Genomic DNA, 10,920 nt, shown 5'->3' on the forward strand with positions numbered 1-10,920 from the left:
AAAAAATACTTGGCTATTAAACCAAAGTGTTTTTTACACATACGGCTCAAAAAATACTCTTGCACTTATCTGACTCTAGAAAACCATAAGGAAGCGGTAGGCGATCCCTTACAAAAACACCTACCGCTGTGCAAAAATTTTCGCAGACGAAAACAACACCAAATATAACCATGACATACACAATTGTTCAAACAAAGGATACAGAACACATCGCAGAAAAACAGTGGGGCCAAAACCCTACACAGATTATGTTCACGATGTTCACATCCTGCATTGGAGTGGTGGTTAAAACAACTGCGGGAAATATATGGGGCCTTCACTTAGTAATGACTAACGATCAAAACGACTTCATGACACCTGATGATATGCGGTCGGTTGTCGCTCAAATACCTGGTGGAGAGCAAGCATTCATAATCGGTCAGATTCGTATGTGGCAAGATAACTTACCGCAAACATACAAAATTCTTGAGGATAAAATTAATACATATTCCCAAAGAAACTTCTATAATCGTAATGACGGAATATACGGTGGCAGAATCCAAAATGGTAATCTGCTCCCCCGTCCTTAATGCAAAATTCACATCTAGAGTCCAATCCAATCCATTCAATTAGATGCGGATTTCGCCAAATGCTTCGATAACATTAGCGCCATTCTCAATAACTGTAGGGTGGGCCGTCCCCACTAACGTAATAATAAGCTTTTCGCCTTCTCAAGGGGACAGCCCACCCTACATAAAACTCTGTTTTGATATTGGTGCAAGATCTAAGTTTCACCAACAAAATATCTTCAAAACCCGCCCCAACCCAACTAGAATTAAGGATTAGGGAAAAAACCAAATAATTTAGCAGCACCACCAGCAATGGCAACAATTAATCCAATCAACACCCCTCGACTCACAAATTCTTGATTATCAATACCTTTAGCTAATCCATCGACTTTCTCACCTAAAGCCTTAATATCTCCTTTAATTTTCCCTTCCAGCTTAATCGCAGATATCCTCAATTCTATCACATCTTTGGCAAGAGTATCTAATTTTTGATTAATTTGTCCTCAAACTTCTTTAAGATCTGATTCGATTTGTATAGTCATTGTACTAAGCACCTCGAAAAAATCAGAATGGGGCGATCGCAGATAATAAAAGTGTACCACAAACAAGATAGAATAAAAAAACCATGGGTAATTGTTAATCTGTTACTCAGGCTGGATTTGCCAGGATCTGAAATTATTATCGCTATTTCTGCGATCGCATTAGGAGCCATTCTCTCCCTGGAGAAGTCATTTTAATCATTTACTGGCTCAGAAATCTGATAAAATCAGAGAATAAATAAACTAAAGATTATCTCGATGACCCGATTTGCCCACGACCAATTTGCCAAAGATATATTAGACGAAACCCTCGGTTACATCGGTGGTGTAAATCCTGCTAAACCAGTGGCTTCCGAAGTCCGTGAAATTGATGTTTATTTCACTCCAAACCCTGATAAATCAGGATATTCAGAGTATAGAGAGAAACTGGGTTTATTGGGAAAGATGGCGGGAACTCCGGCGTTATTTGAACCCTTTAGGAATCCGGTAACGCCTGAAAAGGTTCTCAGTTGTTTAAGCAAGTTGTTGGATGTAAAAGCTGATTTAGCAAGGGAAGCTAAACGAGAAAATACTGTCTCTACTGAAGCACCTTGGTTGTGGATTTTGACTCCCACAGCTTCAGAGACTTTGTTAAATGGGTTTAAGGCAACTGGAGATGAAGATAACTGGGGGAGGGGAATCTATTTCCTGGGGGAGTATTTCCGGACAGCGATTGTGGTTATCCATCAGTTGCCGAAAACCCCTGAGACGCTGTGGTTGCGGATTTTGGGGAGGGGGAAGGTGCAAGAGGATGCACTTGCGTCTCTGGCTGCGTTGCCTGTGGATAATCCTTGGCGGGGAAATGCGTTAGAATTAGTTTATCAATTGCAATCGAATTTGCGTGTTAATCGGGAACAAAAGTCACAGTTAGAGGTTCAGGAGGATGATAAGTTGATTATGGCAATTGCTCCTTTATTTCAAGAACAATTAGCGGCGGCTGAACAACGTGGCAAAATTGAAGGGGTTCAGGAAGGTATTGAACGCGGGGTTCACCAAGGACAACGCTTAATTATTGAAAGCTTCATTCAAGGAAGATTTGGAGAATTATTTGAACCTATGGTATCGCTGGTAGAGCCTTTATCTGCCTTACCTCCGATTCAAGTAACTCGGCTGTTACTTCAATTATCTCAATTACCAGGCGACTCTTCAGGAATGAGGCAAGGGCAACATTTAATTGTGGAAACTTTACTGAAGTTTCGCTTTGGGGAGTTGGATGAAATTCTCATAGGGATTGTTGAGTCTTTATTGGCGTTACCTCCTGTTGAGTTGAAAGGGTTGTTGTTGCGATTGTCTGAGTTATCTCGCGATCAATTTTTGGAATTGTTGGGTTAAAATTGGTATATTTTTTATAAAAAATTCAAAATTTCCCCATCTTCAACCATCGTACCACTAACCCAATACCTCCTAATACAAAAACAACTACTAAAACCAACACAGGAATTTTACCCTGAAATAATGACTGTGAAATATTATCATCATCCCCATGATGAACTATATTCTGCGGATTATTAACTCCTTGAGGTGATGGACTCACTGTAGGTGCAATTGTCCCAGCCCTAACTGTTACAGTATAGCTAAATTCAAAAGGCTGAAAATTGGCTCCAGCTTTTGGTGTCCCGCTGAATTCCAGTTCATATTCTCCCGCTTGGGGAAAGATAATCTCAGCTCCAGGAATCCCTTGATATTGCTCTGTCGATATAGATTTTAGAGGTGGCTTTAGGGAGTCGGAAGTGGGGAGTGGGGGCGAAGCATTTGGGGGATGTGTCATCGGAGAAATCCAAGATTTTCTATCCAAATGCTTCGCCCTTTTTGGAGAATGGGAATCTATTATTCTCTCTTCTCTATTTCCTGTTACCTCTTCCCTATTTACTCTGCCCTTTGGATGAGATTTTAAATTAACCTCCAATTTACAATTACAATCAGTTAGCTCGATAATTTTTCCCCCTTTGCGAGTTAGAGCAAACCAAGCTTTTGCTGGCTCTCCTGCTTTAGGATTGTGATTGGGTTCAATGTGGAAAGTAGCAGCAACTTCTCCAGAAGTCTTAATATTATGAGCAACTGCAATAGGAGAAATTTGTGAAAGGAGTAATAGTGTCCATAAACTGCTATTTAGATTGATTCGGTGGGACATAAAATTTATCTAAAGATAGTAGTAACCAAGCTAAACGCCAACGTACTAGCAAAACACCTAGCGTCAATGCTCCCAAAAATACTGTTCTCAACTGTTGTATGGTTGTCGATTCCAACTCACCAAGATAATGAGAACCCACTAACCCCACATGAATCGCACAGAGAATTAAAGCGGGAACACTTAGTAAATGAATCTGTCGCCAACGCTTTCCTAAATAGCTCATTAAACTATCAAAACTAGTTAGTGCCGCCGGAGTTATTAATGCCAATGCGATAATTCCCGCCCACATCCCTACCTGATGAATTGGTAACATAAAGGATAATGCTGGCAAATTCCAACTAAATGTATGGTCAAACATATAACTTACATGAGCCAGAGATAAAACAAAAGCCCCAACTCCCAACGCCCGTCGATAACGCAAAGGATTAGGCCAAAATCTGCTAATTGGTCTAGCAATTAGAGCTAACATTAAACATAAAAGTGCGGCATGTCCTGTATAATCCACCATATCCCCTGTCCGCAATAGGGTGAGAATTCCGATAGTTAGCGTTACCCATCCCCCCATCCGGAAGAGTTGGCTGCGACGATTTGTACTAACAAGAGCGGTAGAGACTCCCACTCCTAACATAGTAGGAAATGTACCCAAACCAAAGGCTAACATTGTGGCTCCGCCCAGCCAGAAATTACCAGTTTCTGCTGCTTTAATTTGAGCAGCATAAAGAAATCCGCAAGGAATTAATCCCCAAACTATTCCTAATAAAGCAGGAGTCCACCAATGTCCATACTCAGAAACTTTAACCATTGCCTTTCCCAGTTTTTGGTGCAGATTCCCTTGAATTAATGGATGTAAAATAGGGAGTCTGGGCATCCAGTTAGGTTTAATTTGGCTAAGTCCAAACCAAACGAGTAAAACACCTGTAAATATTGCCATTCCCCGCCGCAAAATACTATCTAAACCAGCAAATTGTCCGCCAGCAATCAGAATTGAACCTAATGCGCCAATCCCAAATCCGACGATAGCGTAACTTGCCAATCGCCCCAAATTTAATAAGCTATGAAAATAAAACTGTTGTTTCCATGTGGGTGGAGTATCTGATTTGTGGGATAGGGAAAATGCGACGGTAAGGGGTCCACACATCCCCGCACAATGCCCAAAACTACCCAGAAATCCTAGCATCATCACCAGAAATAGGTCTATCATAGGGGTTTCCTCTGTCAATTGTTTTTAGACCTCTGGTTTTAATCTGACTCACTTTTTTAATAGTTTTAATCATAAAGTTGGGGAAATGTCAAAAGACACACTGTCAAACTTGAACTAGTGCAGCGTGCTGGAAATAACCCACCAGTGACAAAATTATCAAAGCCTTACCAATCAATTCTTTTGAATGCGTGAATGCGTGACTTCCGCCTAGCGGCACTAGTGAATCTCTCCAGAAATTAATTATCCGTTTAGACTCAATAGATCCCATGGAGATTAGCCTTAATTTATATCTTGATTATGGCAGGTCAAATTTTTCAATTTGAGAGAATTTTCTGTTTATTAAGATTGAGAAAATCTGAATCTTCAACCCCCAATTCTTCTAAGACTGTTTGGTGTTCTTCATCGCAGATCCCTAATTGAGAACGTAGTTGTTGTAGCATTTCTAAACAGGTGGGAGAGCTAGTATAACCCTGTTCTAGTACTGTTTGCACCACCTGTAGGTAAATTTGGAACTGATTTTCTCTTGTGGAGCCTGGGAGTACCTTCGCTAGGATATAAATTTCATCAGCATTAAGCTCTTCTAACGAGCGCCCTTCTAGGAATGGCGAGACAGTTAAGTTAAGCTTACCAAGTTGTCTACGGAGGCGGTTAGCAATGGTTTCCCGGAAGTATGCGGCTGGATTTCGTCCCCAAGTTTGGTAAAGCCATAATGTGCTAACCATAATGATGAATGTATTAAAGAGATATTCAATAGCTGGGGGCAGTGGAAAAATCAAGGGACAACCTACAAATCCAAAGAATAGATTGAAGATGAAGAAGGTGCAAAGACTAAAGATTCGGTGCTGAATCTGTTCTTTGATTAGAAATCTTTTATGCCGCCATAGGTAATTTTTGTATAACTTTTTCAGCATCCGTCCCGAAAAATAGCCGCCTAAAGTAAAAAAGCCTAATGTTAATGGTACAGCAACTAACTTGGGAATTCCAATTGAGTGGTTGAATAGATAAAAACCAGGACTTAGTAGAGTAGCGAGTTGATTGGCTTCGTGGGACCAAGCACCAGAGAAATAGTAATCCCAGTTGCCTGCGTAGAGATAGTAGTAAGAAAAGTAACCAATAACGAGTCCAACGTAGCCATAGTAGAGCCATTTGCGATCTGGTTTATTGATATTTTCCCAATAAGTTCGCTCTCCGTCAATATCTATACATGGACTTTGACAAGCAACACAAGCACTCTTTTCTTTTCCGGCTTTATTCACGGTACGACACATGGATTGGGTGAGCGATTGCCGGGGATCTTCATGAGCTTTGCTGGTAAATATTCCCCTTGGTAAAGCATAGATTTCTTGAACGGGAGCCATGGGACAAAAATATTGACACCAGGATTTACCTCCGTAGAGATAGCCGACAATCATCGCTGCAAAAATGGTGACAATTAGAAAAATTCCCAGTGCTAAAGCGTTGGAGTTGAAGAAGAGTATCCGACCACATAGACCGAGATATAATAGAAAAAACTGTAGATATAAATAATTTTTGCCTAGCCACGATTTGCTGCGGATTTTAATTAGCTCATAGCGGATTTTTCCTGTTTTCGGATCGACTCGCCGCTTCTGTCGCTGCCATCCTAGGTATCTAGGAATTTGGGATAAGAATGATAGCGGACATATTCGTCGCCATAGTTCATGCCCATAAACCACAAAGCTAATAATTGAAAGAGGAACAATCGCTCCCCAAAATATATTTGTTCCTAAAGGATAGGGTTTGTTTTCTAGGCAAATACCTTGAACTTTTACACAGATATCTGGATTAATTCGTAGGGGACTCAGCGTATTATTGGGGTAGGTAAGCCAGGATGATATGGGATCGTAAAATAGTGAAAAAATTAGGACTAGCCAACCAAATGTAAGGAAATACCTGACAAATTTCATGTGCTGTTCTGAACTATTAGTAAACAAGATTAGTCAACTCCCCTAATAATGCAATTATTTCTCAATTAGTTAGGCATAAGTTAAATTAAAGAACAAAAGACAAGTTCAATTTCTCCCACCACGCTATAATCTACATACCGAGTTGCAGTATGTGGAGTTTGTCGGGCAGGCGACACGAGCAGTCCTTGACAGGCGGGACACCTGTCTGTTCTACATTTGAACAGAACTCGGTATCACGTAGCCGTATGGCGGAGCGGTATGGAATATTGTTGCCAAGAACCTGATTGACTCATTAGCTGTAGTTCTGCTCTAGTGTAATGAGAAAGTTTAGCAATTAAGAAGGTAAAAGTCAAGTTCAAGTCCTTGGACTTGTTTTGAATTTAACTTATGGGGGTTTGGGTGCAGATAAGTCCCACTAAACTTGTCGAAATTTGTCTATTGGGATATTGTGAACTAATGAACTCCTTTTATGGCTTTTGAATTAATATGGTTTCTCTACCAAATTACCGTCCCAAACAACTCTCCCTAGGTCCATTAGAGGCAGAGATTTTGAATATTATCTGGGAGCTAGATTCTGTTACAGTTAAGGATGTACACGAACGAATTCTCTCCGATCCAAATAGAGAATTAGCCTATACTTCAGTGACAACTGTACTCCGTCGCCTCACCGAGAAAGGCTGGTTAGCTTGTGATAAGAGCGATCGCACATTCTCTTGGCATCCTTTGGTGACTCGCGCCGAGGCACAGGCAATCGAGGCTTACGAACAATTACAGCGATTTCTGGCGGTAGGAAATCCAGAGGTAGTAGCAGCATTTGCAGATAGTCTCGATCCCGGAAACATCGCCCAATTGGAAGCCATCGCCAAACGTCTCAGAGAAGCCAGAAACGCCCGCAAGGAGGAGAATTCATAATGCACTCGATTATGATTGCGATCGCATTAGGTTTAGCTTATGCCATCAGGTTGCGATGGTGGGCAATTCCTCTGAGTTGGTATAATTCATGGCAGCGCTCCCTCTTTTTATTTCTATTTCCTTTCTTATTAATATTAATGACAGCAGCCTCGATCCTTTGCATGGGATCGTCAGGACAAATGTTCGGGTTGTGGGCAGGATGGTTTTCCTACTATTGCGCTATAGGCTTTTTAGGTTGGGCTGCGATCGTATTTTTGCAGCAGGCACTCGCAGGGGCAAGACTTGTGCGAGAAGTTCGTACCTATCCTCTGATGAAAATTGGAGATAAATACTGTCGAGTTCCCGATATAAAAGCCCTATTTGCCGCCCAAATTGGGTTTTGGCAGCCAGAATTAGTCCTTAGTCAATCCCTGTTAAATACACTGGATTCAGCCCATCTAGAGGCTGTAATCGCCCACGAGGAAGCCCATTACTATTACCGAGATACATTTTGGTTTTTCTGGCTAGGTTGGGTGCGTAAATTAACAAATTGGTTACCTAATACAGAGAATATTTGGCAAGAACTTTTATGCTTGCGGGAACTACGAGCAGATCGTTGGAGTGCAAAAAAAATAGATCCTTTACTATTAGCAGAATCCTTGCTTTTGGTGATGGATGTACCATCCGTATCTGAATCAATACTTTGTGCTGGATTGAGTTGTGTTGCTCCTTCCAATCAGTTAACCCAGAGACTAGAAGCATTACTAGCTGAACCTTTCGAGTGCGATGGCAGCGCCTGTCAGAGGCATCGCACTACAGAAGTTTATCCACCAATATTGGGGTTTTGGATAAGTTTTGCTGGGGCATTTTCACCTCTAGCTGCGATACCATTTCATGTTTGATATTAATTAGACTTCTGCAACATTGAGGGTAAGGAGTGTTTAGCGATGGCTTACAGCGATTTCAAAACTATCAATCAAGTCAAAGCAATCTTTAATCTTAACGTTAATCTGGTGGCTCTATTTCCTCAAATAGAGCCAATTGAACCGAGCGAATACCTCAAAATAACCCTGAAGCGTAATTTGCAAGTTGCCTTTGATAACGATACAGAAAAAGCTCGTTCCGAGTTAATTATTGCACCTTTACTTATAGAAATTAGAGAAATATTTAATGGACATGTTAGCATCTTCTCTGGTAGAGATTTTAATGTCGATATTGCCAATGGACTTAATGGGTTTTGTGACTATATTTTGAGTGCGTCAGAATTCACTTTAGAAATCGAAGCACCAGTAATCGCAATTGTTGAAGCCAAAAATGAGAGTACTAATGTCGGTTTGGGACAATGTATTGCTGAGATGGTAGCAGCACAGAGATTTAACCAAGCCAGAGACAGAAACACTCAAAGCATTTATGGTGCAGTTACTACTGGCAGATTATGGCGTTTTCTCAAGCTTTCCGAGCAAACTATTTTGATTGATAAAGAGGAATTAGTAATTGAAGATTCAGAAGATGTAAATATTGCCAAAGTTTTGGCAATTTTGAGTGAGCCAATTAAACAATTTAACCTTTATCTGGGATAATTGGCTCTGGAGCCAATAGCAATCATTTCACCAAACTATGAAGAGTTAAATGGTGATAATTGGTAATTCTTAACTTAACTTTAAAACCTCTCCCCCTACCCCCTCTCCTGCGTTAGCGCAGCGGCACGTAAAAGCGTAGCTCGGCGAAACCCAGTGCGGAGAGGGGTAGTATTAAATTTTTTCTATATCGAAAAGATATCAAGTTTCATTCAATTCCAGCAATCCCGGCGGAGGATTAATTTCAATTCGACCATTTTCCAAATCTACAACAGGCGCAATTTCCCTAGCAAAAGGAATTAGAATAGTTGCCGTATGGGCTACTTTACGCTTCGGTTTCTTGATCTTACTAATCCTTGTCGGAGGAGCTGCTTCAGGTTTAGGTGCTTCAGTTTCTGGTGGGTTGTGCAGTTTTACTTCCAAAAGAGTATTTCCACCCGGAATCACATCCACCACCACACCCAAAACCTCACCTGTTAGCTGATTATAAATTTCTAAATTAAGCAAATCCAGAATATGATATTCATCTTCTCCTAACTGTGGGCGATCGCTCTCTGGTACCATTAATTTAGCACCCCGCAAAGCTTCTGCATTGTCGCAATTTTTTACCCCCGCTAGCCGTACCACATAAATTCCTTTTCCTGGTACAAAACGCCCTTTCAATAATTCTACAGGTTGGGGTTCAGTTTCCCCCACTCGTAATAACCATCGCTTGCCAGGTTTTTCAAACCTTTCAGGAAAATCAGAATTCGGATAAACCCGCAATTCCCCTTTCAAGCCTTGAGGAGCAACAATAGTGCCAATTTCTAGCCAGTCTTCATTAGTCATTAGTTGTTGGTTATTAGTTGTTGGTTGTTAGTTGTTGGTTGTTAGTTGTTGGTTGTTGGTTGTTAGTTGTTGGTTGTTAGTTGTTAGTTGTTGGTTGTTGGTTGTTGGTTGTTAGTTGGTGATATATCCGCCATTCATCCGCTACCCATCAGCCACCTCATCTGATAAATACCATTCATCCGCTGCCCATCAGCCACCTCATCTGATAAATACCATTGAGCCGCTACCCAGGGGAAGTTAGTTATCGCAGGTTCCATATAGAACTTAATACAAGGCTTGCAATCTTAGTGACTGAGGGGTTTAGTAGTTTTACTGAGTTTACCTCAGCTAGGACTAAGCTACAATGAGTCTTTTATGTGACATATTGGATTTGGGGAACTTGAGAAAGTATTCTCCGATCAAAGAATTTAAGCTATGTGGAAGGTTTTACAGAAACGTTAAGTAATCCTGTAAAAGACTTTTGTAGTCTTAAAGTGAGAAGGGCGCATCTATCCAGTGGAAAAGTCAGGATCGTATCAGTCGGCGAGGCAGACTCGTGGGTTGTTTGTCGAGGAAGGAAACTCCGACGGGTATCCGCACAGCAGATGGTTACAAGTCATCAGGTTGTTAAGCAAATGCGTTCATTTACAGGTTATACCGATGCAATGCAGTCTACAGTTGCCAGAAATTAGAAATTATAATTGGATTGAACCTCAAGCCATGGTGGCTTCCCCTTGCCGAAGTGTAGCTGAGTGTGACCCTAATGTAGTTGTGAGCGGACATTCTCCTATTTGTCTCAACCTCGAAGACTTGAAATGCTTTGAAGTTGTAGAGCATCAATTTCACCAATATGGGGTGATTTTTAAAAATGCGATCGCCCTACAACCCTCCAATCCAGCCTATCCACCTCATTCTGGTACTACAGTACTAATGGCAGCTCCCAAAAGCGGCTGGCTGGAAATAGTATTATCCAAACCGATTACTAGCTTTTGTTGCTATGTCACCAGTTCCCAGCGTACAATTATGTCTCTGTACGACTCCCAGAACGTCCTGATCGACAAAATAATGACCGAACCAAACCTAGCAGGTTCTGATTCATCGATTCCTCCCAATCTTGAGCTGAAAATTCACAATCCCAATATCTCTCGCATTACCTTCTATGCCTTTGATGGTCAACTAACCCTCGATAACTTAAGTTTTGAGTTTTGAGCTTTGAGTTAAAACTCTGCTCCCCTGCTCCCTGCTCCCCTGCTCCCCTGCTC

General features: G+C 41.2%; 13 protein-coding genes. 7 read left to right on the forward strand and 6 right to left on the reverse strand.

Going from position 1 to position 10,920, the window contains the following annotated elements:
* Positions 1 to 326 precede the first annotated feature (326 nt).
* Entirely contained in the window at positions 327 to 569 is a 243-nt protein-coding gene (locus NJ959_RS18520; protein ID WP_254013217.1) for a hypothetical protein, read from the forward strand.
* A gap of 245 nt (positions 570 to 814) precedes the next feature.
* Here the strand turns inward: NJ959_RS18520 and NJ959_RS18525 are convergent, their stop codons facing one another.
* Positions 815 to 1,012 carry a hypothetical protein gene (locus NJ959_RS18525; protein ID WP_254013218.1) on the reverse strand — a complete coding sequence of 66 codons (198 nt, stop codon included), beginning with the start codon at positions 1,010 to 1,012 and terminating at the stop codon, positions 815 to 817.
* Positions 1,013 to 1,141: 129 nt separating this feature from the next.
* Between NJ959_RS18525 and NJ959_RS18530 the strand changes: the two genes are divergently transcribed.
* Together NJ959_RS18530 and NJ959_RS18535 are read left to right on the forward strand one after the other, a co-directional pair.
* Positions 1,142 to 1,285 carry a hypothetical protein gene (locus NJ959_RS18530; protein WP_254013219.1) on the forward strand — a complete coding sequence of 48 codons (144 nt, stop codon included), beginning with the start codon at positions 1,142 to 1,144 and terminating at the stop codon, positions 1,283 to 1,285.
* Positions 1,286 to 1,345: 60 nt separating this feature from the next.
* Positions 1,346 to 2,458: a flagellar assembly protein H gene (locus tag NJ959_RS18535; protein ID WP_254013220.1), complete on the forward strand. Its 1,113-nt coding sequence runs from the start codon at positions 1,346 to 1,348 to the stop codon at positions 2,456 to 2,458.
* 25 nt (positions 2,459 to 2,483) lie between these two features.
* Here NJ959_RS18535 and NJ959_RS18540 read toward each other — a convergent pair whose 3' ends face one another.
* The 3 genes from NJ959_RS18540 to NJ959_RS18550 all read right to left on the reverse strand — a co-directional run bounded on the left by NJ959_RS18540 (position 2,484) and on the right by NJ959_RS18550 (position 6,383).
* On the reverse strand, positions 2,484 to 3,257 hold the full coding sequence (locus tag NJ959_RS18540; protein WP_254013221.1) for a hypothetical protein: 774 nt from the start codon (positions 3,255 to 3,257) through the stop codon (positions 2,484 to 2,486).
* Positions 3,232 to 4,458, reverse strand: a complete 1,227-nt coding sequence (locus NJ959_RS18545) for an urease accessory protein UreH domain-containing protein (protein WP_254013222.1) — start codon at positions 4,456 to 4,458, stop codon at positions 3,232 to 3,234. Before NJ959_RS18545 ends, NJ959_RS18540 begins: the two co-directional genes overlap by 26 nt.
* 314 nt (positions 4,459 to 4,772) lie before the next feature.
* On the reverse strand, positions 4,773 to 6,383 hold the full coding sequence (locus NJ959_RS18550; protein ID WP_254013223.1) for a 4Fe-4S binding protein: 1,611 nt from the start codon (positions 6,381 to 6,383) through the stop codon (positions 4,773 to 4,775).
* Between the two features lie 486 nt (positions 6,384 to 6,869).
* Here NJ959_RS18550 and NJ959_RS18555 point away from each other — a divergent pair, with 486 nt between their 5' ends.
* The 3 genes from NJ959_RS18555 to NJ959_RS18565 are packed head-to-tail and all read left to right on the forward strand — an operon-like array spanning position 6,870 to position 8,854.
* Positions 6,870 to 7,295 carry a BlaI/MecI/CopY family transcriptional regulator gene (locus tag NJ959_RS18555; protein WP_254013224.1) on the forward strand — a complete coding sequence of 142 codons (426 nt, stop codon included), beginning with the start codon at positions 6,870 to 6,872 and terminating at the stop codon, positions 7,293 to 7,295.
* Positions 7,295 to 8,176, forward strand: a complete 882-nt coding sequence (locus NJ959_RS18560; RefSeq protein ID WP_254013225.1) for a M56 family metallopeptidase — start codon at positions 7,295 to 7,297, stop codon at positions 8,174 to 8,176. Before NJ959_RS18555 ends, NJ959_RS18560 begins: the two co-directional genes overlap by 1 nt.
* 45 nt (positions 8,177 to 8,221) lie before the next feature.
* Complete coding sequence (locus NJ959_RS18565; RefSeq protein WP_254013226.1) at positions 8,222 to 8,854, forward strand: hypothetical protein; 633 nt, start codon at positions 8,222 to 8,224, stop codon at positions 8,852 to 8,854.
* A gap of 198 nt (positions 8,855 to 9,052) precedes the next feature.
* On the opposite strand, the gene rimM is transcribed toward NJ959_RS18565, so the two are convergent.
* Positions 9,053 to 9,679, reverse strand: a complete 627-nt coding sequence (gene rimM / locus NJ959_RS18570) for a ribosome maturation factor RimM (RefSeq protein WP_254013227.1) — start codon at positions 9,677 to 9,679, stop codon at positions 9,053 to 9,055.
* A gap of 134 nt (positions 9,680 to 9,813) precedes the next feature.
* Positions 9,814 to 9,936, reverse strand: a complete 123-nt coding sequence (locus tag NJ959_RS30230) for a hypothetical protein (RefSeq protein ID WP_256529416.1) — start codon at positions 9,934 to 9,936, stop codon at positions 9,814 to 9,816.
* A gap of 382 nt (positions 9,937 to 10,318) precedes the next feature.
* Here NJ959_RS30230 and NJ959_RS18575 point away from each other — a divergent pair, with 382 nt between their 5' ends.
* Positions 10,319 to 10,867, forward strand: coding sequence for a hypothetical protein (locus NJ959_RS18575; RefSeq protein WP_254013228.1), 549 nt, complete (start codon positions 10,319 to 10,321; stop codon positions 10,865 to 10,867).
* The last annotated feature ends 53 nt before the right edge of the window (positions 10,868 to 10,920 follow it).

The sequence above is a fragment of the Limnofasciculus baicalensis BBK-W-15 genome, from assembly GCF_024178385.1.
GTDB classification, from domain to species: Bacteria; Cyanobacteriota; Cyanobacteriia; order Cyanobacteriales; family Coleofasciculaceae; genus Limnofasciculus; species Limnofasciculus baicalensis.

Coding starts and splice junctions, on each gene's coding strand:
- NJ959_RS18575 (WP_254013228.1), top strand. CDS start 10,319: ATGCAATGCAGTCTACAGTTGCCAGAAATTAGAAATTATAATTGGATT.
- NJ959_RS18535 (WP_254013220.1), top strand. CDS start 1,346: ATGACCCGATTTGCCCACGACCAATTTGCCAAAGATATATTAGACGAA.
- NJ959_RS18560 (WP_254013225.1), top strand. CDS start 7,295: ATGCACTCGATTATGATTGCGATCGCATTAGGTTTAGCTTATGCCATC.
- NJ959_RS18555 (WP_254013224.1), top strand. CDS start 6,870: ATGGTTTCTCTACCAAATTACCGTCCCAAACAACTCTCCCTAGGTCCA.
- NJ959_RS18540 (WP_254013221.1), bottom strand. CDS start 3,257: ATGTCCCACCGAATCAATCTAAATAGCAGTTTATGGACACTATTACTC.
- NJ959_RS30230 (WP_256529416.1), bottom strand. CDS start 9,936: ATGGAACCTGCGATAACTAACTTCCCCTGGGTAGCGGCTCAATGGTAT.
- rimM (WP_254013227.1), bottom strand. CDS start 9,679: ATGACTAATGAAGACTGGCTAGAAATTGGCACTATTGTTGCTCCTCAA.
- NJ959_RS18565 (WP_254013226.1), top strand. CDS start 8,222: ATGGCTTACAGCGATTTCAAAACTATCAATCAAGTCAAAGCAATCTTT.
- NJ959_RS18520 (WP_254013217.1), top strand. CDS start 327: ATGACTAACGATCAAAACGACTTCATGACACCTGATGATATGCGGTCG.
- NJ959_RS18545 (WP_254013222.1), bottom strand. CDS start 4,458: ATGATAGACCTATTTCTGGTGATGATGCTAGGATTTCTGGGTAGTTTT.
- NJ959_RS18550 (WP_254013223.1), bottom strand. CDS start 6,383: ATGAAATTTGTCAGGTATTTCCTTACATTTGGTTGGCTAGTCCTAATT.